General features: G+C 72.2%; 21 protein-coding genes. 13 read left to right on the top strand and 8 right to left on the bottom strand.

Annotated features, from left to right (window positions below; all coding sequences use genetic code 11):
• Nucleotides 1-516: DUF222 domain-containing protein (locus AAH991_RS19890; RefSeq protein ID WP_346227359.1), on the bottom strand; the 516-nt coding region annotated here is incomplete at its 3' end.
• Nucleotides 517-1300: 784 nt separating this feature from the next.
• On the opposite strand from AAH991_RS19890, the gene AAH991_RS19885 reads away from it, so the two are divergent.
• Nucleotides 1301-2086: a PRC-barrel domain-containing protein gene (locus tag AAH991_RS19885; RefSeq protein WP_346227358.1), complete on the top strand. Its 786-nt coding sequence runs from the start codon at nucleotides 1301-1303 to the stop codon at nucleotides 2084-2086.
• Between the two features lie 108 nt (nucleotides 2087-2194).
• On the opposite strand, the gene AAH991_RS19880 is transcribed toward AAH991_RS19885, so the two are convergent.
• The 4 genes from AAH991_RS19880 to AAH991_RS19865 form a co-directional block, all read right to left on the bottom strand.
• Nucleotides 2195-2695 (bottom strand): FxsA family protein, encoded by a 501-nt coding sequence (locus tag AAH991_RS19880; protein ID WP_346227357.1) that lies wholly within the window; start codon nucleotides 2693-2695, stop codon nucleotides 2195-2197.
• 77 nt (nucleotides 2696-2772) lie between these two features.
• The gene (locus AAH991_RS19875) at nucleotides 2773-3516 is read right to left on the bottom strand and encodes a polyprenol monophosphomannose synthase (RefSeq protein WP_346227356.1); all 744 of its coding nucleotides are present in this window, start codon (nucleotides 3514-3516) and stop codon (nucleotides 2773-2775) included.
• Complete coding sequence (lnt, locus tag AAH991_RS19870) at nucleotides 3516-5072, bottom strand: apolipoprotein N-acyltransferase (protein WP_346227355.1); 1557 nt, start codon at nucleotides 5070-5072, stop codon at nucleotides 3516-3518. Before lnt ends, AAH991_RS19875 begins: the two co-directional genes overlap by 1 nt.
• Nucleotides 5073-5518: 446 nt before the next feature.
• Nucleotides 5519-7768 carry a HelD family protein gene (locus AAH991_RS19865; protein WP_346227354.1) on the bottom strand — a complete coding sequence of 750 codons (2250 nt, stop codon included), beginning with the start codon at nucleotides 7766-7768 and terminating at the stop codon, nucleotides 5519-5521.
• A gap of 174 nt (nucleotides 7769-7942) precedes the next feature.
• Here AAH991_RS19865 and AAH991_RS19860 point away from each other — a divergent pair, with 174 nt between their 5' ends.
• Genes AAH991_RS19860 through AAH991_RS19835 form a run of 6 tightly spaced genes read left to right on the top strand, consistent with a single transcriptional unit; the run spans nucleotide 7943 to nucleotide 14537 of the window.
• On the top strand, nucleotides 7943-9151 hold the full coding sequence (locus tag AAH991_RS19860) for an ROK family transcriptional regulator (RefSeq protein ID WP_346227353.1): 1209 nt from the start codon (nucleotides 7943-7945) through the stop codon (nucleotides 9149-9151).
• A gap of 12 nt (nucleotides 9152-9163) precedes the next feature.
• A complete protein-coding gene (locus AAH991_RS19855; protein WP_346227352.1) occupies nucleotides 9164-10513 on the top strand; it encodes an extracellular solute-binding protein in 1350 nt (449 codons plus the stop codon).
• Between the two features lie 7 nt (nucleotides 10514-10520).
• Entirely contained in the window at nucleotides 10521-11423 is a 903-nt protein-coding gene (locus AAH991_RS19850; protein ID WP_346227351.1) for a carbohydrate ABC transporter permease, read from the top strand.
• A complete protein-coding gene (locus AAH991_RS19845) occupies nucleotides 11420-12241 on the top strand; it encodes a carbohydrate ABC transporter permease (RefSeq protein WP_346227350.1) in 822 nt (273 codons plus the stop codon). Before AAH991_RS19850 ends, AAH991_RS19845 begins: the two co-directional genes overlap by 4 nt.
• Entirely contained in the window at nucleotides 12238-13500 is a 1263-nt protein-coding gene (locus AAH991_RS19840; protein WP_346227349.1) for a family 4 glycosyl hydrolase, read from the top strand. The genes AAH991_RS19845 and AAH991_RS19840 overlap by 4 nt, the downstream gene beginning before the upstream one ends.
• Nucleotides 13497-14537, top strand: coding sequence for an N-acetylglucosamine kinase (locus AAH991_RS19835; RefSeq protein ID WP_346227348.1), 1041 nt, complete (start codon nucleotides 13497-13499; stop codon nucleotides 14535-14537). Before AAH991_RS19840 ends, AAH991_RS19835 begins: the two co-directional genes overlap by 4 nt.
• On the opposite strand, the gene AAH991_RS19830 is transcribed toward AAH991_RS19835, so the two are convergent.
• Nucleotides 14486-14956: an Lrp/AsnC family transcriptional regulator gene (locus tag AAH991_RS19830; RefSeq protein WP_346227347.1), complete on the bottom strand. Its 471-nt coding sequence runs from the start codon at nucleotides 14954-14956 to the stop codon at nucleotides 14486-14488. The genes AAH991_RS19835 and AAH991_RS19830 overlap by 52 nt on opposite strands.
• A gap of 174 nt (nucleotides 14957-15130) precedes the next feature.
• On the opposite strand from AAH991_RS19830, the gene AAH991_RS19825 reads away from it, so the two are divergent.
• The 5 genes from AAH991_RS19825 (at nucleotide 15131) to fxsT (ending at nucleotide 23467) form a co-directional block, all read left to right on the top strand.
• On the top strand, nucleotides 15131-15283 hold the full coding sequence (locus AAH991_RS19825) for an FxSxx-COOH-like cyclophane-containing RiPP peptide (protein WP_346227346.1): 153 nt from the start codon (nucleotides 15131-15133) through the stop codon (nucleotides 15281-15283).
• On the top strand, nucleotides 15228-17558 hold the full coding sequence (locus AAH991_RS19820) for an FxsB family cyclophane-forming radical SAM/SPASM peptide maturase (protein WP_346227345.1): 2331 nt from the start codon (nucleotides 15228-15230) through the stop codon (nucleotides 17556-17558). The genes AAH991_RS19825 and AAH991_RS19820 overlap by 56 nt, the downstream gene beginning before the upstream one ends.
• Nucleotides 17559-17683: 125 nt before the next feature.
• Nucleotides 17684-18286, top strand: a complete 603-nt coding sequence (locus AAH991_RS19815) for a hypothetical protein (RefSeq protein ID WP_346227344.1) — start codon at nucleotides 17684-17686, stop codon at nucleotides 18284-18286.
• Complete coding sequence (locus tag AAH991_RS19810) at nucleotides 18283-19542, top strand: TIR-like protein FxsC (RefSeq protein ID WP_346227343.1); 1260 nt, start codon at nucleotides 18283-18285, stop codon at nucleotides 19540-19542. Before AAH991_RS19815 ends, AAH991_RS19810 begins: the two co-directional genes overlap by 4 nt.
• The gene (gene fxsT, locus AAH991_RS19805; protein ID WP_346227342.1) at nucleotides 19535-23467 is read left to right on the top strand and encodes an FxSxx-COOH system tetratricopeptide repeat protein; all 3933 of its coding nucleotides are present in this window, start codon (nucleotides 19535-19537) and stop codon (nucleotides 23465-23467) included. The genes AAH991_RS19810 and fxsT overlap by 8 nt, the downstream gene beginning before the upstream one ends.
• Here fxsT and AAH991_RS19800 read toward each other — a convergent pair whose 3' ends face one another.
• Nucleotides 23468-24370, bottom strand: a complete 903-nt coding sequence (locus AAH991_RS19800) for an alpha/beta fold hydrolase (protein WP_346227365.1) — start codon at nucleotides 24368-24370, stop codon at nucleotides 23468-23470.
• Nucleotides 24371-24534: 164 nt separating this feature from the next.
• A complete protein-coding gene (locus AAH991_RS19795) occupies nucleotides 24535-25653 on the bottom strand; it encodes a M24 family metallopeptidase (protein WP_346227364.1) in 1119 nt (372 codons plus the stop codon).
• Between the two features lie 231 nt (nucleotides 25654-25884).
• On the opposite strand from AAH991_RS19795, the gene AAH991_RS19790 reads away from it, so the two are divergent.
• Nucleotides 25885-26769, top strand: coding sequence for a PP2C family protein-serine/threonine phosphatase (locus AAH991_RS19790; RefSeq protein ID WP_346227341.1), 885 nt, complete (start codon nucleotides 25885-25887; stop codon nucleotides 26767-26769).
• The last annotated feature ends 23 nt before the right edge of the window (nucleotides 26770-26792 follow it).

Genomic DNA, 26792 nt, shown 5'->3' with positions numbered 1-26792 from the left:
CAGGAACCGCCGCGCGTAGTCGGCCCGCTCATCGCGGTCCTCGCCGTCGGGGTCGAGTATCGCCCGCAGATAGCGGCCGGCCTTGGCCACCTCCGCCGCACCCGCTTTGGCGGCCAGTTCCAGCAGGATCGACTTGGCCAGGGCGGCCTGCTCATCCGACAACCCGGAGATCGCCGCGCAGATGGCTTCCACCACTCCGGCCGCCAGCTCGCCGGTGGCGAACTTCTCCCGCACCCGAGGCAGGCGGGCCAACTCGATGCCCAGGGTCAGCAGCCGGCTTGCTCCCGCCACCGTCATCCCGCCCGAGGTGCGCAGCCAGCTACGCGTGGAGGCATGACCGTGCCGCCTGGCCTGCCCCACCCGATGCACCCGCCCCACCCGATCCGCAAGAGCACACGTGATCCGATCCCGGGCGAACAACAACTCCTCGGCCTCGGCCAGGCAAATGTCCACATCGTCCGGAACCGGCGCCAACGCCAACGCCTGCGCCGACTCCCGCACCGAGGCCACCAGCACCCACGACGACCGGCCCCGGCGATCACCCGCGCCAGCGGTGTCCGGCCCGACAGAATCCGTCCCGACAGAATCCGGCCCGGCATCGTCGGCACCGGCAGACCCACCAGCGGCGCTGTCGGCAGCGGTACTTGAGCGCGGGGGCATTTGCCCAAGGAGGAATTTCCACCTTCGGGCGACACGAGGATCACGGGCGGAGTCGCCCGGGGTATTTATTTTGCCGAGTCCCCAGATCCGCTCATCGCCGGTGGTCGCGCCCTCCGATGACCAGAGAGGCGAGCAAGCAGTGAGTCGCTCCCACCACGTCCCGTCCTGGATGTTCGAACGGCCGGGACGATCAGGGTCGACACGTGGCGACGCCATAAGACCTCCGTCCGACTCATTCGAATACTTGTATGAATTCTTTCACCCGGCTCTTGCCCGATTCAAGCGCGGAGCCGAATTAGATGGAGTCACAGGCAACCGAATAATTCCGGCCAATCTCGACTAAAAGCCTTCGGCTCGCTCCACGGTCCCGCCTGCCCCGCCTGCCCGGCTGGCCGAGGCCGGGCGCTTCCGCCGGCAGGTGGGCGCCCCACCGGGACGCCCGGCCCGGCCCGCCATGGTGACGACGATTTTCGCGACGGCGGCTGACGCCGCGATCACGTGGCCCACCTGCGACGATGTCGAGGCCGCGGCGCCGCGGCACACACCGCGGCAGCGGTGATTTTCCAAAAAGGTGGTTTTCGTTCTCCCATCGGCGGTAGCCCAGAGAGGGACCGACCAAGCGAGAGACAAGGAGAAGCACGTGATCACTCACGAGCAGATCCCCATGGTGCTCGACAACCCGGTCCACGACCTCAACGGCGACAAGATCGGCGAGGTCGCGCAGGTCTTCCTGGACGACGCGACGGGACGGCCGAAGTGGGTCTGCGTCAAGACGGGACTTCTCCACACCAAGGAGACCTTCATCCCGCTGCACGACGCGAACCTGACGGCCGGTCATGTCGAGGTCCCGTACGCCAAGGATCACGTCAAGAACGCTCCCGACGTGGAACTGGACGCCGACGGGCACCTGTCCGCGGAGCAGGAGCGTGAGCTCTACCGTCACTACGACATGAGCTGGGACGCCGCCTGGGAACGCGCGAACCGGTCCGACAGCTTCACCGGCTGGGCCGACAGCGGCGGGCGGCGCGAGCGCGAACGCCTGGGGATCGGCGTCGAGGACCGCACGGAGTCGTCTCCGGAGTCCGCCTACGCCGTGACCCGCCGCGGGGAGCGGTACGGCACCGACGATCCCGCGCTCGGCTCCAGGGACCGCCTGGACGCCGAGATTCCCGGCACGCACCCGGGTGAGCCTCTGGCGCCGCGCGACCCCGAGACCCGGTCCGGGGAACTGTTCGGCGCCGGCGATCCTTCGATCACGTCGAGCGAGCGGTACGGCACCGAGGACCCGGCGGCCCGATCGCAGGAGCGGTTCGGCACCGGCGACCCGGTGACGCGGTCCGGCGACCGGTTCGTCACCGACCCGGACGCCCGGGAGCGGGACATCCGCCGCCGGGACGTGCCCGGCGAGGACGAGCCGCGCCTGTAGGCCGCGCTTCGTCCGTCACCAGCCCCGTTGCCCCGGTGTGCCTCCGCCGCCGGGGCAACGGCGTGCCCGGCCGCTTTCAGTCCCCGCCGCTTTCAGTCCCGGCCGCGCTCAGTCATCGTCGACGATCTCGCCGTGCACCACGCGGCCACGGCCGGCCCCGGCGGGCCCACCAGAGCGCTCCGCCCCGCCGAATCCCGCGGTCCCGTCGAAGAGCGGCGCGTACGGCGAGCGGGCGGCGAGTGAGCGCACCCGGCGGCCGAGGAACCACGACAGCCAGCGGCGGGCGATCGGCCGGGTGAACGGCAGGATCATGAAGAACCCGAACACGTCGCTCAGGAAGCCTGGGGTCATCAGGAGGGCGCCGCCGGCGACGATCAACGCGCCGTCGGCGAGTTCCCTGTCCGGCATGCGGCCCGACTCGATGGCCGTGCGCAGCGCCGCCCAGGCCCGCCGTCCCTCACGGCGCACCAGCCAGGCGCCGAGGATGCTGTCGGCGATGAGCAGGGCGACTGTCTCCCACCCGCCGATCACGGACCCCACCCGGATCAGAAACCAGATCTCCAGGACGGGAACCAGGAGGAACCCGAGGAACAGCCCGATCCGCACCATGTCTTGCCCCACTCACCCCGGCACTCGTACGTCTGCGTCAACGTCCCCGCGGCCGCTGGGGTTCCTGCGGATCGCGCCTATCGCCTCGGGCGAAACCGGTCGGCGAACCCCGTGACGCCCCACACGGCCACGCGCCAGAAGGCCTCGATGATGATCCTCCGGCTCATCTTGCTGCTGCCCACGGTGCGCTCGACGAACGTGATCGGCATCTCCCGAACCCGCAGGCCCTGCCGTACGGTGCGCAGCGTCAGGTCCACCTGGAAGCAGTAGCCCTGGGACTCGACGTCGTCCAGGCCGATCTTCTCCAGCGTGGCCGCGCGGTAGGCGCGGAAGCCGGCGGTGGCGTCGCGGACCGGGATGCCGAGCACCAGCCGGACGTAGGTGTTGGCGCCCCGGGACAGCAGCTCACGCGAGAACGGCCAGTTCACGGTCTTGCCGCCGGGCACCCACCGGGACCCGATGGCCAGGTCGGCGCCGTCGGTCACCGCGTCGAGCAGCTTGTGCAGCTCCTCGGGCTGGTGGGACCCGTCGGCGTCCATCTCCACCAGCACGTCGTAGCCCTCGGCCAGGCCCCACCGGAACCCGGCGATGTAGGCGGCGCCGAGCCCCTGCTTGCTCGTCCGATGCAGGACGTGGACGTGGTCGTCGGTCTCGGCCAGCTCGTCGGCGATCCGGCCGGTGCCGTCGGGGCTGTTGTCGTCGGCAACGAGCAGGTGGACGTCGGGCAGCGCCTCACGCAGCCGCCGCGTGATCATCGGGAGGTTCTCCCGCTCGTTGTACGTGGGGACGATCACGAGCACCCGCCCTGGGGTCCGCTCCATCAGCTTTTCCTCCGCCCAGAGATGGCCGCCACCGTCGCTCCGGCTCCCATGAGTATCAAAATCCACTCAGGCAGCGCACCTACCTCCGCCGCCACCGTGTTCTTCGTCCTGACGGGGACGTCCAGGACGTTCATCCCCGCCACCAGCTCGCCCGTACGCCAGCCGACCCGGCCGTCCGGGGCGACGTACGCGGAGATGCCGGTGGTCGCCGCGGTGACCACCGCGCGGTTGAACTCCACCGCGCGCAGCTGCGACATCGCGAGCTGCTGCGGCGGCAGGTTGGTGAGCGCGTAGCTGGCGTTGTTGGTCTGCACGACCAGCGGGGTGCCGCCGGCCAGCACGGTCTCGCGCACCGTGCTGTCGAACGCCACCTCGTAGCACTCGACCGTGCCGACGGTCACCGGGCCCATCCGCAGCGCCCCCGGCCTGTCTCCGGCGACGGACTGGCGGCCGACGAGATTGGCCCGCGACGACAGCGCGAGGAACAGGTCCTTCATGGGGGTGTACTCGCCGAAGGGCACGAGCCGCCGCTTGTCGTAGTACGCACCCGGGCCGGTGACCGGGTCCCACACCACGCCGCGGGTGGCCCGCTTGTCGGTGCCGATCTTGACCACCGCGCCGACGAGGACCGGCACGCCGATGTCCTTCACGGCGGATTCGATCACCTGCCGGGCGAACGCGCTGCTGTAGGGATCGATGTCGGTCGAGTTCTCCGGCCACACCACGATGTCGGGCCGCGGGAGCTTGCCCGCGCGTACGGCCTCGGCCATCCGGTGCGTCTCGTCGGCGTGGTTGCGCAGCACGACGGCGGGCTCGTCGCCGAGGAAGTACATTCCCCGCCCAGGGACGTTGCCCTGGATGACACCGATCCGCACTGTCCTGCCCTCGTCGCCGGGCCGGGGCACGACCAGCCCCAGCACCGGTACGGCTATCGCGGCGAGGAGCGTTCCGGCAACCACCCGGTCGGCGCGCCACCTCGGCGGACGCCGTGTGACCAGCGCGGCGAGCAGCATCCCCGTGAGGGCGACCGTGAAACTTACAAGTGGGGCGCCGCCCAGCGCGGCGAAGCCGGTGTACGGCGACTCGCCCTGGCTGAAGGCCAGCCGCGCCCAGGGAAAGCCCCCGACGGGGAACAGTCCCCGGGCCCACTCCTGTGCCACCCACAGGCAGGCCACCCAGAGCGGCCACAGGCGCAGCCGCATGACGAGCGCGGCGAGACAGGCCAGCGCCGCCCAGAAGAGGCTCTCGATGCCCGTGAGGGCCAGCCAGGCGTCGTCCCCGATGGGGCGGACCCAGGCCAGCGTCGGCAGGAGGAACGCCAAACCCCCGGCGTACCCGATCCACGCGGCCCGGCGCGGCCCGGTGCCGCGGATGGCCAGGGCGAGCAGCGCCATGCCCAGGGGCGCGCAGAACCACCAGCCGAGGGGCGGGAAGGCGAGGTAGAGCACCAGGCCGCCCGCGACGGACGCCGCGAGGCGGATGAGCGCGCCCGGCACTCGCGGCCCGGGCGCCGCGGCGGCGGCCGGCTCCGCGTCCTGTGCCGTCTTCAGTGCCACGGGACAGTTTCTCCTCGCGTGTCGATGGGCCCGCGTCCTGGTGCGGAAAATCATCCCAGGTCAGGGTCGCAGACGGCGGCGTGAGCCGCCAAACCGGCCCTCGGCAACTCTACGAGGAAATGAAGGGGGCCCGGGCGGCCCTTCGGACCGGTTCCGTCCCGTCGGCGGCGGGCGCGGAGCTCCGTTGTCTACTGGGTGCCCGGGCCCCTCCTGGGTCCAACCCCCCGGCCGGCTGGGGTGCCCCGCCTCGGCGGAACGCCGCCCTGCGCCTGGTGTGCTGACGGGATCACGCTCCGTCATCGACGCAGAGGCCAGCGGCGCCATAGAACGGCCAACCGGTCAGTCCCGTGCTGGACTGCGCAGCAAACTACCGACCTCAGCGCAGATGTCAACCGCGTCCCGATCAGCGGAAACACCACGTTTCCGCAGGTGGGAGCGGTGCCGGTTCAGCGCCGTTCCAGACCGGTCAGAGCCTCCGGCAGATCGCCGGTGTGGACGACCCCGAGGCGGCTCGTGGCCCGGGTGAGGGCCACGTAGAGGTCGCTCGGGCCGCGCGGCGACTCACGCAGGATCCGGCCGGGTTCGACCACGATCACCGAGTCGAACTCCAGCCCCTTGGCCTCGGTCACCGACAGCACCGCCACGGGCGCGTCCAGCGCGGCCGGGCCGGACCCGGTGGCGGCCTCCGGCACGGCGGCCCGGACGATTTGCCCGATCTCCCCGATCATTCCCGCGGGGGCGATCACCACGAGGCGGCCCCCCTCGACGACCTCGGCTGCGACCGCGGGACCCGTCTCCACCAGGGACGCGACCCGCAGGGCCCACGGCCGTTCACCGGTCTCCCGCACCGACTCCGGCGCCTTGAGGTCGGGGCCGACCAGCTCGAGCACGCGGGCGGCGACCTCCATCAGCTCGGCGGGGGTGCGGTAGTTGACGCTGAGCCGCTCCTCGCGCCAGCGGCCCGCGACGTAGGGGTCGAGGACCCGCGCCCAGCTCGCCGCGCCCGCCGCCGATCCGGTCTGGGCGATGTCGCCGACGATCGTCATGGACCGGCTCGGGACGCGGCGCATGACCATCCGCCAGGCCATCTCCGACAGCTCCTGGGCCTCGTCCACGATCACGTGGCCGAAGGCCCACGTGCGGTCCCTGGCGGCCCGCTCGGCCGTGGTGAGATATGTCTCCTCGGCCTGCTGCCGTTCGGCGAAGCGCTCGGCGTCCATGATGTCGGCCAGGCCGGTCAGCTCCAGCACCTCGCGGGCGTAGGCGATGCGCTCCTCGCGCTCCTGCTCGGCCCGGCGGGCGGCCCGCAGCACGCCCTCGTCGATGTCGCCCAGCAGCTCGGCGGCCTCGTCGAGCAGCGGCACGTCGGCCACGCTCCACCAGTTCTCCCCCGGCTTCTCTCCCGCCTTGGGCGGCTCGCGCAGCAGCAGGTCGCACTCCCGCGCGCCCAGCCCGGCCGCCGACATCCGCGCGCGGTCGGTGAACAGCCCGATCAGCAGCTGCTGCGGGGTGAGGTACGGCCACAGCCGGTTGAGCGCCACCCGCACCGGCTCCTCGGTGCGCAGGTCCTCGCGCAGGTCGGCGAAGTCGGCGTCGTCGAGCGCGCCGCGGCCCAGGTGCCTGGCCGCCTGCCGGGTGAGCGCGGTCAGCAGGTGCCGTACGAACACGGCCCTGGCCTGGTTGTGCGGCCGGCGCGAGCGGCGGGCCTTCGACCTGGCCGCCTCCAGCGTCTGCCGGTCGAGCTTCAGCGTGAACTTGTCGAGCCGGATCTCCACGGGCGTGCGCGGCATGCGCTGGCGCTCCCGTACGGCCCGCGCGATCACGTCGGCCATCCCGATCCGGCCCTTGACCGCGGCGGCCTCGGGCGGGTCCTCCCGGGTCGCGGTCAGACCGGGGTACATCTCGCCCACGGTGGACAGCAGCACGTCGGTCTCGCCGAGGGACGGCAGCACCTGCTCGATGTAGCGCATGAAGGTCGGGTTGGGCCCGAGGATCAGCACGCCCCGGCGTTCCAGCCGCTCCCGGTAGGTGTACAGGAGGTAGGCCGCGCGGTGCAGGGCCACCACGGTCTTGCCGGTGCCCGGCCCGCCCTGGACGACGAGCACGCCGTTCAGGTCGCTTCTGATGATCTTGTCCTGCTCGGCCTGGATGGTCGCCACGATGTCGCGCATGCGGCCGGTGCGCTTCTCGCCGAGCGCGGCCAGCAGGGCGGCCTCGCCGTTGAGCGAGGCCCGGTCGGCGTCGGTGAGGCCGTCGAGGTCGAGCAGGTCGTCGTCGATCGCGGTGACCCTGCGGCCCCGCGTGTGCAGGTGCCGCCGCCGGGTGACGCCCATCGGGGCGGCCGGGGTGGCCCGGTAGAACGGCTGCGCCACCGGCGCCCGCCAGTCGATCAGCAGCCGGTGCTGGTCGTCGTCCGACAGGCCGATACGGCCGATGTACAGCCGCTCCCCCTCCGAGTGGTCGAGCCTGCCGAAGCACAGGCCGTTCTCCACCGCCCACAGGCGGGCCAGCCGCTGGGTGTACATGACGGCGAAGCTGTCGCGCTCCGAGCGGTTCTGGTGGGTGCCGAAGGCCCCCTGGGCCAGCACGGCGTCGAGCTGCCCGCGCGTGCGCTCCCGCAGCACGTCGAGGCGCTCGTACAGCGCGGCGACGTACTTCTGCTCCCGGGCCAGCTCGCCCGTCGAAGACTGTGGCATAGGCCGCCAGATTCTACGTGCCGTCCCGCTCTTCGCCCGCATCGGGCAGGAGGGGGTCACAGGTGGATCTCGGCGTCGGGCGCGCCCTTGACGGCGTCCGGGCCCGTTCGTACGGTCGCGTCCATAGTTAGGAAACTTTCCTAACGCATTCCTGGAGGAGCTGGAGGAGAACGCATGACCCGGCCCATCGCGGGGACGCCGAGCCTGCTGCGCGCGATCAACGACCGCGCCGCGCTGATGGTCCTGCTGGAACGCGGTCCGCTGACCCGGCCCGAGCTGGGGGCGCTGACCGGCCTGTCCAAGCCGACCGCCTCCCAGCTGCTCGCCCGGCTCCAGGAGGCCGGCCTGGTCGTCCTGGACGGCATCCGCGAGGGCCTGCCGGGCCGTACGGCGGAGCTCTACCGGATCAACCCCCGCGCGGCCCACGTGGCGGCGCTGGACGTCACCCCGGCGCGCATCGCCGTCGCGGTCGCGGACGTCACCGGCGCGGTCGTCGCGGAGCACCGACTGGCCACGCCCGGGCGCACCGGCGGCGACGTGGTCGAGCGGGTCCGGGCCGCGCTCACGGGGGCGTGCGGCCCGGCCGGCCTCGGCCCGGCGGAGCTGAGCCGGGTGGTCGTCGGCATCGGCGGCGCCGTCGACCCCTCGACCGGCAGGCTCGGCTACGCCGCCCACATCCCCGGCTGGCACATCCCCGACCTGATCGGGACCCTCCGTGACGGGATCGGCGTGCCGATCGACGTGGAGAACGACGTCAACCTCGTCGCGCAGGCCGAACGGTCCCGGGGCGGCGCCCGCGGCCACCAGGACTACGTGCTGCTGTGGGCCGACGAGGGCATCGGCGCGGCCCTCGTCATCGGCGGCCGCCTCCACCGCGGGGCGACCGGCGGCGCGGGCGAGGTCGGCTACATGCCCGTCGTCGGCGCCCCCACCGCGCGCGACGTCGGCAGGCGGGCCAACCACGGGTTCCAGGCGCTGTCGGGCGGCCCTGCCGTGCTCGCCCTCCTGCGCGCGCACGGCGTGCGCGGCTCCACCGCTGCGGGCGCCGTGCGCACCGCGGTCGCCGCCGGCGAGAGGGCGCGTGAGGCCCTGCACGACCTGGCGGGCCGTCTCGCGCTGGGGCTGGCCGCGATCACCGCCGTGGTCGACCCCGAGATCGTCGTGCTGTCCGGCGGCGTGCTGCTGGCGGGCGGCGAGGTCCTGCGGGAGATGGTCGAGCGCGAGCTGCACGCGCTGACAATCCCCCGGCCCCGCGTGCTGCTGTCCGCCCTGGAGGGCAACCCCGTCCTCGCCGGGGCCCTCGACCTCGCGCTCGGCGCCGTACGCGAGGAGCTGTTCGGCCCTGTGAACGGCGCGGTGAACACATCCCCTTCTACGCGCTAGGGAGGCACCCCCATGACACCCCCCGTGACACCCCCCGTGAAACGCCTTCTCCTCGTCTCCGCCGCGGCCGGGCTGGCCGCGCTCACCGCCTGCACGGCCGGCACCGAGAGCGGGCCGCCCGAGGTGGCGCGGAGCGGGGCGGGCCACGAGCCGGTCACCATCGAGTTCTGGCACGGCTTCAGCGCCGACAACGAGCTCAAGGCCTTCGACGAGACCCTCGCCGGCTTCCAGAAGAAGTTCCCGTGGATCACGGTCAAGGCGACCAAGGCGGTCCAGGACGGCCAGATCCTCCAGTCCGTGCGCGGCGGCAACCCGCCCGACGTGGCCCTGTCGTTCACCACCGACAGCGTCGCCGAGTTCTGCAAGGCCGGGATCTTCCAGGACCTCAACCCGTACCTGAAGGCGAGCGGCATCGACCCGGCGGCGCTGTTCCCGAAGGTGATCGCCGAATACACGCAGTATCGGGGCAGGCGCTGCGTGATGCCCATGCTCGCCGACGCGTACGGCCTCTACTACAACAAGGCGCTCATGAAGGGCCACGAGCCGCCGAAGACGATGGGCGAGCTGGCCGGCCTCGCCAGGAAGCTGACGGTCAAGGACGGCAAGGGCGAGATCAAGGTCGCCGGGTTCGTCCCGACAAGCCAGATGTACGAGAACGCCCCGATCCACACCGGCGTGATGGTCGGCGCGAAGTGGACCAACCCCGACGGCACCTCGGCCATCGGCTCCGACCCCCGGTGGAAGACGCTGATGACCTGGCAGAAGGACCTCACCGACTGGTACGGCTACGACGAACTCGAGAAGTTCCGCAAGAGCTTCGGCGACGAGTGGTCGGCCGAGAACCCGTTCACCACGGGCAAGGTCGCCATGGCGATCGACGGCGAGTGGCGCACGGCCATGCTCGCCGCCGACGCCCCGGACCTCGACTACGGCACCGCGCCGCTGCCGGTGGCCGACGACCAGCCCCAGCGGTACGGCGCGGGCTACATCACCGGCACCGTCATCGGCGTCCCGCGCGGCGCCAAGCACCCGGAGGCCGCCTGGGAGCTGGTGAAATACCTCACCACCGACACCGGCACGCTGGTGACGCTGTCGAACGCGATCAGGAACGTGCCGAGCACGCTGCCCGCGCTCCAGTCGCCCGATCTCAAGAAGGACCCACGCTTCCAGACCTTCCTCGACGTCTTCGCCAACCCGGACAGCACGACGCTGCCGGCCCACGTCAACTCCGTCTTCAACCAGCAGACTCTGCAGGAGGCGCAGATCAAGTGGGAGTCGGGGCGCGCGTCCGATCTGGACGCCCTGCTCGCCGAGGTCGACAAGAAGATCGACGAGAAGCTCAGGCTGACGGCGGGCGGCTGAGCTCCCGATGCGTGGCAATCTGCGTGCCCTGCTCTACCTGTCCCCCTGGCTCGCCGGGTTCGCGATCTTCTTCGTCTACCCGCTGGTGTCCACGGTCTACTTCTCCTTCCAGCGCTACGACCTGTTCACGCTGGAACCGGTCGGGCTGCTCAACTGGGAGTACTTCCTCAAGGACCAGGCGGCCTGGACGGCGATCCGCAACACCTTGTGGCTCGTCGTGGTGATGGTCCCGCTGCGGGTGCTGTTCGGCCTCGGCGTCGCCCAGCTGGTGACCCGGCTGAAGGCCGGGGTGGGCGTCTACCGCACGATCTTCTACCTGCCCGCCCTGGTGCCGCTGGTGGCCGGGACGCTCGGGTTCGTGTTCCTGCTCAACCCGGGCACCGGGCCGGTGCAGGCGATCCTGTCGGCCGTCGGGCTGCCCGCGCCGGACTGGTTCGGCGACCCGGCCTGGTCGAAGTGGGGGCTGACCCTGCTCGGCCTGTGGTCGGTCGGCGACCTGATGGTCATCTTCATGGCGGCCCTGCTCGACGTGCCGAAACAGCTCTACGAGGCCGCCGCCATCGACGGCGCGAACGGCTGGCGGCAGTTCACGTCGATCACGCTGCCGGTGATCCGGCCGGTGCTGATGTTCGCCCTGGTCACCGGGGTGATCCAGACGCTGCAGTACTTCACCCAGGCCGAGGTGACCGCGCGGGTCGCGTCCGGGGCGACCGACTCGGCCGGGTCGGTCTTCACCCCCGGCTACCCCGACCAGTCCACGCTGACGTTCCCGCAGTGGCTGTTCCAGCAGGGCTTCCGCGACTACGCGATGGGCTACGCGTGCGTGCTCGCGCTGGTGCTGTTCGCGGTGGCGATGGTGTTCACCCTCATCCTGCTGCGGCAGTTCCGCTTCGCGGAGGAGGAATCGTGACCCGGACCGCGCTGCTGTGGGTCGCCCGGCACGCGCTGGCCATCGCGCTCGCGCTGATGTTCCTCGGCCCGCTGGTGTTCATCGCGCTCACGGCCCTGATGAGCGACCGGCAGGCGCTCACCTCCGACCTGTGGCCGCACACCTGGAACTGGGGCAACTTCGCCGAGATCTTCGCGAAGGCGCCGCTGCTGACCTGGATCCGCAACACGCTGCTCTACTCGCTGCTCGCCACCGCGTTCATGCTCGTGTCGTCGATCCCCGTGGCGTACGCGCTGGCGCGGTTCCGCTTCCGCGGCCGCCGGCTGGCGTTCCTGCTGGTGATCACCACGATGATGCTGCCGCCGCAGGTCGTGGCGGTGCCGATCTACCTGATCTGGGCCCGCTTCCACCTGACCGGCACGCTGTGGCCGCTGATCCTGCCGATGCTGCTCGGCGACGCGTTCTCGATCTTCCTGCTGCGCCAGTTCCTCGTCACGATTCCGCGCGACTACTCCGACGCGGCGAAGGTCGACGGGTGCGGCGAGTTGCGGACGCTCGTGCGGGTGATCCTGCCGATGGCCCGCCCGGCCATCGCCGCCGTGGCGCTCTTCCAGTTCTTCTACTGCTGGAACGACTACTACGGGCCCCTGCTGTACGCGGGGACCGACCTGGACAACTGGACGCTGTCGCTGGGGCTGGCGGCGTTCCGGTCGGTGCACCGCGTGCAGTGGAACCTCACGATGGCCGCCACCCTGCTGGCCATGGCCCCGGTGATCGTCGTGTTCTTCTTCGCCCAGAAGGTCTTCATCGAGGGCGTCAAGCTGACGGGAGTCAAATGAAACTGGCCGTTGTCGGGGGCGGTTCCACGTACACGCCGGAGCTGATCGACGGTTTCGCCCGCCTGCGCGGCGAGCTGCCGCTGTCGGAGATCGCGCTCGTCGATCCCGACGAGCGCCGGCTCGCGACGGTCGCCGGAATGGCCCGGCGGATGCTCGCCCGCGCCGGGCATCCCGCCGCGCTGACCACCGCCACCCGCGTGGAGGACGGCGTCGCCGGGGCCGGGGCGGTGCTGCTGCAGTTGCGCGTGGGCGGCCAGGCCGCCAGGAACGTCGACGAGACCCTGCCGCCGGAGTGCGGCTGCGTCGGGCAGGAGACCACCGGGGCCGGGGGCCTCGCCAAGGCGCTGCGGACCGTGCCGGTGGTGCTCGGCATCGCCGAGAAGGTGCGCGCGCTCGCGCCCGGCGCGTGGATCGTCGACTTCACCAACCCCGTCGGCATCGTCACCCGGGCGCTGCTCGACGCCGGCCACCGGGCGATCGGGCTGTGCAACGTGGCCATCGGGTTCCAGCGCCGCTTCGCCGCCCTGCTCGGCGTGGCCCCCGAGCGGATCACGCTCGGGCACGTCGGGCTCAACCACCTCACCTGGGAGCGGTCCGTCCTGCTCGACGGCGCCGACGTGCTGCCGTGCCTGCTGGACGAGCACGGCGAGAAGATCGCCGAGTCCGTCGGCCTGCCGGTGGAACTGGTCCGTCACCTGCGCGCCGTGCCGTCGTACTACCTGCGGTACTTCTACGAGCACGACCGCGTGGTGGCCGAGCAGCGGACCTCGCCGTCGCGCGCGGCCGAGGTGGCCGCGATGGAGGCGGAACTGCTGGAGATGTACGCGGACCCGGCGGTGGACACCAAGCCCGCCCTGCTGGACAGGCGGGGCGGCGCGTTCTACTCCGAGGCCGCCGTCGCCCTGGTCGCCTCGCTCGCCGGCGACCGCGGGGACGTCCAGGTCGTCAACACCCGCAACGACGGCACGCTGCCGTTCCTCGACGACGACGCGGTGATCGAGGTCCCGGCCACCGTCACGGCCGCGGGCGCCGTCCCGCTGCCCGCCGATCCCGTGGAACCGCTCCACCGGGGCCTGATCGCCCACGTGTCGGCGTACGAGTCGCTCGCCCTGGAGGCGGCCCTGCACGGCGGCGAGGACCGCGTCAGGGACGCCCTGCTGGCCCATCCGCTGGTCGGCCAGGCGTCCCTCGCCGGCGACCTCGCCGCACGCCTGGTGGAGGCCAACCGCGCCTTCCTGCCCTGGGCGGTGTCGAGGTGACGCTGCCGCGCACCGTGCTGGCGGTGGACGGCGGCAACAGCAAGACCGACGTCGCCCTCGTCCGCGAGGACGGCACGGTGCTCGCCGCCGCGCGCGGGCCCGCGTTCCTGCCGCAGAGCGCCGGGGTCGCCGCCGCCGTCGACGTGATCGCCCTGACCGTGTCGCGGGCCCTCGCCGGCGGGACCGCCGTGCCGCCGTACGCCGACCACGTCGCGGCGTACGTCGCGGGGGCGGACCTGCCGGTCGAGGAGGAGCGGCTGCGGGCCGAACTGCTGGCCCGCGGCTACGGCGCGAGCGTGGTCGTCGGCAACGACACCTTCGCCCTGCTGCGGGCCGGGTCGTCCACGGGATGGGGCGTCGCCGTCGTCTGCGGCGCCGGCATCAACGCGGTCGGCGTCTCCCCCGCCGGGCAGGTCGCCCGGTTCCCGGCGCTCGGCCGCCTCAGCGGCGACTGGGGCGGCGGGCACCACCTGGGCGAGGAGGCCCTCTGGCACGCCGTGCGCGCCGAGGACGGCCGCGGCCCCGCGACCGCGCTGACCGAGGCCGTGCGCACCTGCTTCGGCACCGCCACGGTCGAGGAGGCCGTCGTCGGGCTGCACTTCGGCGACCTGCCGGGCGACCGGCTGCACGCGCTCGTGCCACCCCTGCTGGCCGCGGCAGCGGACGGCGACGCGGTCGCCGGGTCGCTGGTGGAGCGGCAGGCCGAGGAGATCGCGCTGCTCGGCGTCGTCGCCATGCGGCGGCTCGGCCTGCTCGCCGTGCCCTGCGAGGTCGTGCTCGGCGGCGGTGTGCTGACCGCCCGCCACCCCCTGCTGACGTCGCTGGTCGAGCGGCACTACGCCGAGCGCGCGCCGCTCGCCAGGCTCGTCGTGACCGGCGTGCCGCCGATCGTGGGCGCCGCGTTGCTCGGCCTCGACCGCCTCGGCGCGCCCCCCGGGGCGTACGCCCGGCTGCGGGCGCACTTCCCGCGGGAGGGAGACGGCGCTCAGCCGGTCACGTCGCCGCCCAGCTCCTTCTCGATCACCGGGGACCGGTAGTCGTACGGCGTGCTGAGGACGACGGTCGTGCGCGTGCTCACGTTGGCCGACGCGCGGATCTGCTGGAGCAGTTCCTCCAGGGCGAGCGGAGAGGCGACGCGGACCTTGAGGATGTAACTTTCATCGCCCGCGACGCTGTGGCACGCCTCGATGGCGGTCAGATGGCTCAGCCGTTCCGGCGCGTCGTCCGGCGCGGAAGGGTCGATCGGCTTGATCGAGACGAACGCGGTCAGCGGAAGGCCGATCTCGTCGTAGTCCACGAGAGCGGCGTATCCGCGGATGACACCGCGCTTCTCCAGCCTGCGTACCCGCTGGTGAACCGCGGAGACCGACAGTCCGGTCTCCTTGGCCAGATCGGTGAAGCTCATCCGGCCGTCAGTCGCCAGCAGGGTGACGATTCGGCGATCGATCTCCTCCACCCGAGCAACGGTAGCGGCGGCGGGACCTTCCCGGGGAATCGTCACCGGACGGCCGCCTCGGTGAGTGTCCCGCGCCCGCGCACACTGATGACAACACCGTTACCGTGATCTACGCTGAAAAAGCCCTCTCCGCCACCCTCCGGCGTCTGCCCCGATACCCAGGAGGAAACGGTCGTGAATGACGGTCGAATTGGAATCCCCGATTTGCGGGACGTGTCGCTCGCGGAATTGACCGCCGACGCGGACGGCGCCGTGAACCGCCTGGTGACGCATGTGCTGGGGGAGACGGAAAAGACCCGGACGGCGGTGTTCAATTCGGCCATCTGACGGCGCCGCGCCGCCTCTGGTCACCGAGTACGTCCTCAAGGTCCACAATCGCTGCGATCTGGCCTGTGACCACTGCTACGTCTACGAGCACGCGGACCAGAGCTGGCGCCGCAAGCCGCGGGCGATCGGCGGGGCGACGGTACGGTGGGCGGCCCGGCGGATCGCCGAGCACGCGGCCGCGCACGGCCTCGGCGAGATACGCGTGGTGCTGCACGGCGGCGAGCCCCTGCTGCTCGGGGCCGCGGGGCTGCGTGAGGTCCTGGCCGTGCTCCGCTCCCGCGTCGATCCCGTGTGCCGGCTCGATCTGCGCGTGCACACCAACGGCGTGCTGCTCGACGAGACGCTGTGCGCGCTCTTCGACGAGTACGCGGTGCGTGTGGGGGTGTCCCTCGACGGCGACCGCGCGGCCAACGACCGGCACCGCCGGTTTGCGGACGGGCGGAGCAGCCATCCCCACGTCCGCCGCGCCCTCGAACTGCTGAGGCGGCGGGAGTACCGGCACCTCTACGCCGGGCTGCTGTGCACGGTCGATCCGGCCAACGACCCGATCGCGGTCTATGAGGCGCTGCTCGCGGAGTCGCCGCCCAGCCTCGACCTGCTCCTCCCCCACGCGACCTGGGACCACCCGCCGCCCCGGCCCGGCGGGGGCACGCCGTACGCGGACTGGCTGGGCCGCGTCCACGCCCGGTGGGCCTCCGACGGCCGTCCGGTCGCCATCCGCCTGTTCGACTCGATGCTGTCCGCCGCGGCCGGAGGGCCCAGCCTGGGCGAGTCCGTGGGCCTCGATCCGGTGAACCTGCTGGTGATCGAGACCGACGGCGGCTGGGAGCAGGCCGACTCGCTGAAGACGGCCTTCGACGGAGCGCCCGAGACCGGGCTGAACGTGCGCACGCACGCGGTCGACGCGGTGGCGGCCCTTCCCGGCCCGGCGGCCCGGCGCGGCGGCCTGGCGGCGCTGTGCGAGACATGCCGGTCCTGCGAGGTGGTCCGCGTGTGCGGCGGCGGCCTGTACGCGCACCGTTTCCGGACGGGGAGCGGCTTCGCCAATCCCTCCGTCTACTGCCCGGACCTCAAGGCGCTCGCCGGTCGCGTCGTCCCGGCCGCGGAAGCGGCCCCCGCCCCGGGAGCCGGCGCCGCCGGGAGAGCCGCCCACACGCTGTCCCCTGCCGACTTCGACTCGCTCGCGCGGGGCCCGGGGGATCCCGCGGCGGTGGCGGCGCTCGCGCAGGCCGGGCTGTCGCTGACCAGGGCGCTGGTCGCCCGCGTCGGCTCCGGGCTGCCGGACGGAGCGGGTGAACTGGAGGAGGCGGCCCGGGAGGGCCTGGCCCTGCTCGCCCGGGTGGACCTCGAACGGCCGGCGGCCGTGGCGGAGGTCCTCGCGCATCCCTGCACGGCCGTGTGGGCGTCGCGCTGCCTGCGTCCGCCGCGCGCGGCCCGTGCCACGCTGGACCTCGCCCACCTGGCGGGGATCGCCGCCTCGGCCGCCCTGCACGCCGGGATGGAGGCCGAGGTGCCGCTCCCCGTACGCGACGGCTCCCTGCACCTGCCGGCGCTGGGGGTGCTCCGGCTGGGGCCGCAGGCGGGCCGTACCGTCCGCGTCTCGGTCTCCTCCCGGGGGCTGTTCGCGGCCGGACGGCGGGTCACCGGACAGGACCCGCGCTGGCTGCCCGTGCGGTCGGCCGGGTTCGGCGCTCGCACGGTCCTCGTGGACGACCTCGACGCCTTCCGCGGACGCCCCGGCTGGCGTCCGGCGGGGCGTCTCAGCGAGAACCGCTGGGAAGGCTGGAGGACCTGTCTGGAGGCCGCGGGCAAGCGCCTGGAGCAGGACACCCCCGCCTACGCCCGTGCGCTCGGGGCGGGACTGCGGGCCGTGGTGCCGCTGCGCCCCGGGCCGCCCCGCGGGCACCGCGCCGGCGGCCCCCGGCATCCGCTGGGCGCGGTCGGGCTGGCGCCGCCGGGCACCGGCGGCCTCGAGGCCGCGCTGCTCCGCGAGTTCCAGTTCGCCAAACTGGACGCGCTGACGACGCTGCACGGCCTCGTCGAGGTCACCTCCGAGGCCCCCGCCCGGACTCTCCGGGAGACCTACGCCCGGCTGGCACAGGCGGAGCTGTGGCGTGTCACGCCCGGCGCCGACGCCCGCACCAGGTTCGGCAGGCTCAGCGCGCGGATCCACGAGGCGATCGACGCCCTGACCGCCTCCGGAACCCTGACACCGCACGGCGCCCGGTTCGTCGCGGGCATGCGCGCGACCGCCGGCGCCTGGGCCGGAAACTGACCTCGCGAACCCCCGGAAGTTCTCCGGGAGAAATGGTTACCATCAAAGCGATATAAGAAAGCGGGGTGTGCGGGTTGGGCGATCGGGCTTTCGCCGATCTTGATCCGCGGGCGCCGCTGTTCTTTATGAGTTACGCGCACACGGAGAAGAACACGCCGCCGGGCCCCAACGAGCTCGCCATGCGATTCTTCAATGATTTGTGCGTGGACCTGGCGGTATTGGTGCCCCGCATCCCGGGCGCGCCGTACGGCTTCATCGACAGGTCCATGGGCGGCGGCGAACGCTGGGAGGGCGAGCTGCTCGACGCGCTCGGAACCTGCCAGGTGTTCATCCCCCTGCTGATGGCGCCGTACATGCGGAGCAAGTGGTGCGCGATGGAGTGGCACGGCTTCTCCCGCCGGCGCGTCGTGCGGCTGAACCCCTCCGCCTCGGTTCACCAGACCTGCATCCTGCCGGTCATCTGGGCGCCTGCGCCGGACGGCTTTCCCGAGATCGTCGGGTCGGTCGAGCGGTTCGCGGGGGAGAACCTGCACATCTTCGCCGAGGAGATCGCCCTGTACGAGGCGCACGGCATATTCGGACTGCACCGGCTCGGCAGGTCGAACGAGTACCACACCGTGGTCTGGCTCCTGGCGCAGCGCATCCAGAAGATCCTCATGCACCACCGCGTCGAACCGCTCGCGCTCGACGTGAGCACACTCGGCACCAGCTTCGAGGAGCCGCGATGACCGACACCACCCGGAACGCCCCCTGGGAACGGCATGGCGGCTACTTCTTCCTCAGCTACGCCCACTCGCCTCCCCTGCCGGGCAGTTCCGGCGCCGATCCCGACCAGTGGGTCCGGCCGTTCTTCCGCGACCTCAACAGGGCCGTACGGGCACTCGCCCGCCGCGACCTCGGCATCTCCCCGGGCTCCTTCGACCAGGACGTCCGCGCCGGCACGGACTGGAAGGCGTGGCTGTCCCGCGCCCTCGGCTCCGCGGAGGTCTTCGTCGCGCTGTACTCCCCCGGGTACTTCGCCAGGTCCTGGCCGGGGCGTGAATGGGCCTGCTACCGGCAGCGGATGGTCGACGCCGGGGTGGCGGACCCGCTCACCCGGATCGTCCCCGTGCTGTGGGCGCCGCTGCCCGACGGCGCGGACCGGCCGGAGCTGCTCCAGATCGACGCCGACCCCGTGCCCGGCTACGCGGAGCACGGCCTGCGCGCACTACTCAAGATCGCTCCGATGCGCGGCTCCTACCACGCGGTGCTCGACCGGCTGGCCCGGCGGATCGTCGAGCTCGCCGAGAAATCCCCCGTCGGACCCTCGGAGATCGCGGACATCATGGCGGCCGACAGCCCGTTTCCCTCCGCCGAGGCCCACCCGGTCTTCGAGGTGACCGTGGCCGCGCCGGCCCTCGCCGCCCTGCCGGCGGGCGCCGACCCCCGCCGGTACGGGACCAGCCCGTGGCTCTGGCGGCCGTTCCCGGACGAGCAGGAGCTCTCCCTGGCCGAGTACGCGGCCGGCGTCGCCGAGCGGCTGGAGTTCGCGGCCGTGGTCAAGGACGTCCTGAAGCCCGAAGCTGACCGGCTGCCCGGCGTGGCGCTCATCGATCCCTGGTTCGTCGCGGACGAACACGCCGCGGGACGACTGGAGGCATTCGTCCGGAATCTACCACCCTGGGTGGTTCCTCTCCTGGTGCCCGATCCCCGTGGGGGTGAGCGTGCGAACCGGCTCGCGGAGCGGACCAGGGGGCTTCTCGAACAGGCCGGAGCGCTCCGTACGGAGTCGGCCCGCGAGGCCGTCGCCGGCGTCCGCTCCCTGAAACATTTCGCCTCGATCATGCCGCGCCTGGTGGTGGAGGCCGAGCGGCAGTACTTCCGGCACGGTCCCAAGCCCGGCCCGGACGATGTCGCGTCGCCGCGGCACCGGCTCGCGGGCGGGCCCGGGCCCGGCACCCTCACTCCGCCACCGGACATTCTCGGCGAGGAGACACATGGCTGACATGGACGACAGCAGGCAGCCGCGCACCCGCGACGGCCAGATCGTCACTTTCTATTCGTACAAGGGCGGCACCGGGCGCACGATGGCCCTGGCCAACGTCGCGTGGATCCTCGCGTCCAACGGAAAGCGCGTCCTCGTCGCCGACTGGGACCTCGACTCCCCCGGCCTCTACCGGTTCTACCAGCCGTTCATCGACATCTCCGTCGCGGGCGAGCCCGGCATCGTGGACCTGATCCGCAGCTACGAGTGGGCGGCGCGGCGCGCCCTGCCGGCCGAGGGGAAGCCGGCCGACGCCCGGGCCCGCCTCCGCAGGGTGATCCAGGAGCAGGCCCGGGTGCGGCCGTACGTCTTCTCCCTCGACTGGTCCTTCCCGGAGGGCGGCGTCCTGGACTACCTGCCCCGCGGCCGGCAGAACCTGGACTACACCCGCACGGTCAGCGCCATGGACTGGGACCTGTTCTTCGACGTGCTGCACGGCGCCGACTTCTTCGACGAGCTCCGCGCGGACATGAGGCGCGACTACGACTACGTCCTCATCGACAGCCGCACGGGGCTGAGCGACGTCGCCGACATCTGCACCATGCACCTGCCGGACGTGCTCGTCGACTGCTTCACGCTGAGCAACCAGGGCATCCTGGGAGGCGCCCAGGTCGCCAGGACCGTCCAGGAGCGCATGCTGTCCAGGGACATCCGGATCCTGCCCGTCCCCATGCGGGTGGACCAGGCGGAGATGGACAAGATGGAGGTCGGCCGCGCGTTCGCCTTCCACGCCTTCCGCGGCCTGCCCGCCGGTCTGACCGACGCCGGCCGGCAGGAGTACTGGTCCGCCGTCGAGGTGCCCTACCAGGCGTTCTACGCCTACGAGGAGATCCTGGCCGTCTTCGGCGACCCTCCGGGCAAACCCGGATCCCTGCGCTCGGCGTACGAGCGGCTCACGGCCAGGCTCACCGACGGCGCGGTGTCCGCGATGCCCTACCTGGACGAGGCGGTGCGCCTGCGCACCCGGCAGCGGTTCATCCGCAAGCCTCCCAACGAGATCCTGCTGGACTACCTCCCCGAGGACCAGGCGTGGGCGGAGTGGATCGGCGGTGTCCTCACCGCGGCCGGCCTCACGGTCCGCGACCCGCTGGACGAGGCCGACAACGACCAGTGGAGCGAAAGCCTGGCATCCGTCCTCGCCGTCGTCACTCCGGCGTACATCAAGAAGGTCCGCGGCATCCTGTCCCCCCGGCAGCCGGCGTACGCCGTGTACACCGCGAGCGCACGGCCCGTGGCCCCGCTGTCGTCCGCCACCGCGGCCTTCCTCGCCGACCTGCCGGAGAGCGAGGCGGTCGCACAGCTTCTCGAGATGGTCGACATGGGCGCCCCGCCACCCGCCCGGACGCTCGGCGCCCGCTACCCCGGCACCGCACCGCGAATCTTCGAGGCCCCCGCCAAGAACAAGCTGTTCACCGGGCGGGAGGACATCCTCCGCCACATCCGCGACGAACTCCGCGAGAACGGCACCGCCGTGATGCGCCCGCTCACGATCCTGGGCAGCGGCGGCATGGGCAAGACCCAGATCGCGATGGAGTACGCCCACCGCTTCGCCGGGGCGTACGACCTGGTGTGGTGGGTGGACTGTGAGCAGCCCCAGTTCGTCGACGCGTCGCTGGCCGACCTGGTCGCCCGGATGCGCGGCCCCGCCGCGGACGGTCTCGCGCCGACCACCGCCGAGGTCGTTCCCGCGGTCAGGCAGGCGCTGGGCCAGGGTGAGTTCGCCCGGCGGTGGCTGCTGGTGTTCGACAACGCCGACGACGTGGAGAGCATCACCCCGTTCCTGCCCGGGGGCAGTGGTCACGTGCTGATCACCTCACGCAACCGGGAGTGGGAACACCAGTCCCACCCGGTCCAGGTCGACGTGTTCAGCCGTGAGGAGAGCGTCTCGCATCTGCTCCGCCGGGTCGGCGAGACCCCTGTCAGCGCGGCCGAGGCGGGCAACGTCGCGGAGGCTCTCGGCGACCTTCCCCTGGCGGTCGCCGCCGCCGGCGCCTGGCTCGCGGAGACCAACATCTCCGTGGACGCCTACTTGGACCAGCTCAGGGCACAGCCCCTCCGGGCGATTTCGCAGAGCAGGCTCGCCGACTATCCCGAATCACTGTCCAAGGCATGGGACCTCTCCCTGGACAAACTGCGGGACAGGTCCGCCGCCGCCGCCCGGCTGTTCGAGCTCTGTTCGGTGATGGCTCCCAACATCGCCGTCGACCTGCTCTACTCCCGGGCCATGGTGGAGCTGCTGCGGCCCCTTGACCCGACGCTCGCGGAGTCGCAGGACATCACCAGGCTGGTGCGGGAGCTCAACCGGCTGGCCCTGATCAAGAACGACACCCGCGCGCGGCGCATCCATGTCCACCTCATGCTCCAGGCGGTCGCGCAGGAGCGGATGACGGAGGAGGAACGCGCGGCGGCCCGCCGGGACGTGCAGGGGGTGCTGGCGGCCGCCCGGCCGGAGAAGGACGTCGACGACCCGGCGAACTGGCCCAGGTACCGGATGATCTGGCCGCACCTGGAACCCGTACGCGCCGCCCACTCCGCTCAGGAGTCGGTCCGCACGCTGCTCATCGACCGCCTCCGCTACGTGTGGCTGCGCGGCGACCTGCAGCAGGCCGAGGAGTTCGGCAGGAGCACCGCCGCGGTGTGGGAGGACATGTTGGCGGCCGAGAGCGACCGGGACGCCGCGATCCGGCTCGAGCGGCAGTTGCTGCACCTCAGGTTCAATCTCGGGAACATCATCCGCGGCCTGGGCCGTTTCGAGGAGGCCCGGGCGATGAACGAGAGCACCCTCGCCGACCAGCGGCGTGTTCTGGGCAACCATCGCCATACCCTGCTGACCGCCGGCAGCCTCGCGGCGGACCTGCGGGCCCTGGGCGACTACGCCGGCTCGCTGGCGATCGAGGAGGAGACCTACCGGGTCTGGCGCGCGACCCATGGCGTCGACGAGCCGGGCACCCTGTCCTCCGGGAACAACCTCGCCGCCTCCCACCGGGTCAACGGCAGGTTCCGTGAGGCGCTGCAGCTCGACGAGGAGACCCTGGCACAGCGCCGCTCGGTGCTCGGCACGGCCCATCCCTTCACCTTGTTCAGCGCGGTCAACCTGTGCCGCGACCTGCTGGAGGCCGGCGACTACGACGATGCCGCCGCGCGCATGGCGAAGACCGTCGCCGAGTGCAACGAGCATCTGGGCAGCGGCTCGCCCGTCAGCATGAACGCCCAGGTGGTGTACGCGATGGCGCTGCGGGCCACGGGAGCCCTGGAAACTTCGGAGGAGAGGTTCCGGGAGGCATGGGCGCTGCTGCGCCGGCGCTTCGGAGACGACAACCTCGACACCCTCACCTGCCGCCTCGGCCGGGCGTTGACCTTGCTGGGCCTCGACCGGGCCGACGACGCGGAGAGGGAGATCGAGGAGGTCCTGGAGATATACCGGAGCCGGCTCGGCGAGGACCATCCCCACACGCTCGTCTGCAGGCTCAACCTCGCGAACGCACTCCACCAGAGGGGCGACCAGGACAAGGCGCTGGCGGAGGCCGGAGCCGCGGCCGCCGGCTTCTCGGCCAAGCTCGGCCCCGGCCACCCCTATCACCTGGCCGCGAAGGCGGCCGAGGCGGCGATGCTGGCCGACGCCGGCCGGCTGGAGCACGCCGCCGCGATAATGGAGGACACCCTGGACCGGATGAGCGGATCTCTGGGCCCGCGGCACCCGGACACGATGCGGTGCCAGGCCAACCTGCTGCTGGTGCGCGAACGCCTGGGGTCGACGGACGGCGCCGCCGAGCGCGAGACGCTCCTCGGCCAGCTCGCCGCGGTGCTGGGCGACGACCATCCGACCGTGACGACGCTGCGGGCAGGGCGGCTGGTGAGCCGCACACTGGACCCGCAGCCATTCTGATCAGCGCGCGAAACCCGTCCCGGCCGACGCGAACCGCGATCGCGCGGCCGGGTCCACCATCCACTTGAGGACCTGCGGAAGCACCTCCACGGCGCCGAAGTGCGCCACCCCCGGCTCGACTCTGAGCGTGGCGTGCGCGATCTGGCCGGCCAGCCACCGCGTGTGCTCGACCGGAGAGAACTTGTCGTCCGCCCCATGCCAGAGCAGGACCGGAACGGCAATGTCGGACAGCTCGAACTTCCAGGGCCGGCGCGCGCCCAGCACGTCGTCGATCCAGCCGTCGGGCCCGCGCCGCAACGCCTCCGCGTAGGTGTCGATCAGCAACCGCCGGATGGCCACATCCTCGATGACCCGGCGGTCGGAGCTGGTCAGCTCGGGCAGCAGGAACCTGAGCAGATACTCCGGATCGTGCAGTATGTGGTCCGTGCGCTCGGCCAGGTCGGCCTCGACCGCCGAGGCGTCCACGTCCGCCGAGGTGTACTCCTCGACGTTCGACCTGGTCATCCCGGCGAACCAGTCGAGATCCGGCGCGTCCGCCGGCGCCAGTCCGACGAGCACGGCGGCCCGCTCCACCCGGCCGGGCAGCAGGGCGGCGCAGGCCAGAGCGTGCGGCCCGCCCCCGGACCGGCCGACGACGCCGAAGGCTCCGAGGCCCAGCTCGTCCGCGATGGCGCTGACGTCGTCGGCACTGTCGGACACCGTGCGTCCCGGTCGCCGGCTGGATCCTCCGTATCCCGGCCTGTCGTAACAGATCAGCCGGACGCCCAGTCGTTGCAGGACGACTCCTCGGGGGCGGGGACCGTGACGGCTGCCCGGTGTGCCGTGCAGCAGGAAGACCGGTTTGCCGTCGGGCGCCCCGATGGAGTCCACCGCCAGGGCACGGCCGTCGGCAGCAGTGACCACCTGCGTCAACTCAAGCCTCCACAACGGACGGGCCCGCCTGGCACTGCACTGCCCCCACGCGCAGCCTAGACCGCCGAGGACGAAGCGACTATAGCTCGAATCGCCACTCCGGCGATCGGAGCGACAGGGCGGCGAGAGACGACCCTTACCAAGGGACGGCCGTATCAGTCCACGACGACCAGGTCCCTGGTGGTGTGGTTCATCCGCTCGCCGGCGGTCTCGCCGCAGACGACGATGTCCTCGATCCGGGCGCCGTGCCGTCCCGGTAGATAGATTCCCGGCTCCACGGAGAACGCGAACCCCGGCCGCATCTCCTCGGTGTTGCCGGCGACGATGTACGGTTCCTCGTGCGTCTCCAGGCCGATGCCGTGGCCGGTGCGGTGGATGAAGTACTCGCCGTACCCCGCCTCCGCGATCACCTCGCGGGCGGCGGCGTCCACCGACTCGCAGCTCACACCCGGCCGCACGTGGGCACAGGCGGCCTCCTGGGCACGCTTGAGCACCTCGTAGTACGCCGCGAACTCCGCCGGGGGCTCGCCCACGCAGTAGACCCGGGTGGAGTCGGAGCAGTAGCCGCTCGGCATCGTGCCGCCGATGTCCACCACGACGGGCTCGCCGGGCCGGATGACGCGGTCGCTCAGCTCGGCGTGCGGGCTGGCGCCGTTCGGTCCCGAGCCCACGATCACGAAGTCGACCCGCGCGTGGCCCGCGTCGACGATCGCCTCCGCGATGTCCTTGCCGACCTCGCGCTCGGTGCGGCCGGCCTTGAGGAACCGGGGCACCAGGTTGTGCACGGCGTCGATGGCCGCCCCCGCTTCCGCCAGCGCCGCGGCCTCGGCCGGCGACTTGCGCATGCGCAGCTCGCGCAGCACGCTCCCGGCCAGCAGCTGCTCGGCCCCGGGCATGGCCGCCCGGAACCGCAGCGACTGCATCGCCCACATCCGGTCGGCGAGCCCGACCCGGGCGACCCGGCCCAGGCGGCGGGCCACCTCGGCGAACGGGTCGTCGGTCTCGTCCCACGCCACGAACTCGACGCCGAGCCGGGAGGCCGGCGAGTGCTCGGCGGCCGGCAGTTCCAGGCGCGGCACCATGAGGAACGGCTCGCCGGACGCGGGCACGACGAGGCAGGTCAGACGTTCCAGCGGCAGGGCGTCGTAGCCGGTCACGTAACGCAGGTCCGGGCCGGGCGTCAGCAGCAGCGCGTCGAGACCGGCGCGGCCGACGGCCTCCCGTACGGCTGCCGGACGGGTCGTGGGATACAGGTCGGAAGGTTCCTGGGACATCGTCGTCACGCGACCTAATCTAACGAGGGTGGGCTCCCGCGACACACGCAGGTGCTTGTACCACAGCCGCCACGCGGGCGAGCTTCGCGGGGCTCTGGCTTATTCCACGGCATAGAAGAAAACCAACCCTCGTGCTAATGCAGGACTGCTACGCTCCGCGTCAGGACGGTCACAGAACGTCCGAACGGCAACGCACGAGCACCATCGAGAGCGAGACAAATGGTCGGCGTAGTGGGCGGCACAAGGCCGGCCCTTCCCCCCGCGGACGACCGCGACCCGGGCGCGACGCCCGGCGCCGCCCCCGTCGGCACCCTTCCGGGCAAGAACATCGGCGGACGGCGGTGGGCGGAGCGGCGGGAACGAGCCGTCGAGGAGCGCCGCGTCACGCTGGCACTGCGGGAGGCGATCCTGCCCGAGCCCGGCGCGTCGATCGACCTGCCCTACGCCCGGATCGCCGTGCGGTACGTCCCGGCGGGCCGCGCGTCGAGCCTCGGGGGCGATTGGTACGACGCCGCCCCGCTGCCCGACGGCCGCATGTTCCTCGCGGTGGGCGACGTGTCCGGGCACGGCCTGCCGGCGATCGCCGAGATGGCGCAGCTGCGGCACGCGCTGCTCGGCCTGAGCATGACCGGCGCCTGCCCCGGCATGCTGCTGACGTGGCTGAACACCATGGTGCTCACCCGGCTGGACGACACCACCGCGACCGCGGTGTGCGGCCACTTCGACCCGGAGACCCGCCTTTTCACGTGGGCACAGGCGGGTCACCCCGCCCCGATACTGGTGCGCCGCGGGGGCGCGCGCCAGCTCGGGGCGCCCCGGGGAGTCGTGCTCGGGGCGACGTCGAGCCAGCCGTACGGGGTGGCCGACGTCCGCCTCGAGCCCGGCGACCTGCTGCTGATGTTCACCGACGGCCTGGCCGAGCGCCGCTCGCGCGACATCGGCGCGGGGGTGTCCCTCATCGTGGAGGCGGCCGTGGCGACCGGACTCGGCGCGGCAGGCGCGGATCTCGACGCGGGCCTCGACGGCCTGCTGGAGGCGATCGGCGGCCCCAATCCCGAGGACGACACCTGCCTGCTGGCAGTCGCGGTGACCGGAGAGGGCCCATCGCACCCCTGACAGGCGTGACAATGGCAGGGTGC

This window comes from Microbispora sp. ZYX-F-249 (assembly GCF_039649665.1).
GTDB classification, from domain to species: Bacteria; Actinomycetota; Actinomycetes; order Streptosporangiales; family Streptosporangiaceae; genus Microbispora; species Microbispora maris.
The sequence above is the reverse complement of the archived record's forward strand: the minus strand, read 5'-3'. Positions and strand labels throughout refer to the sequence as shown.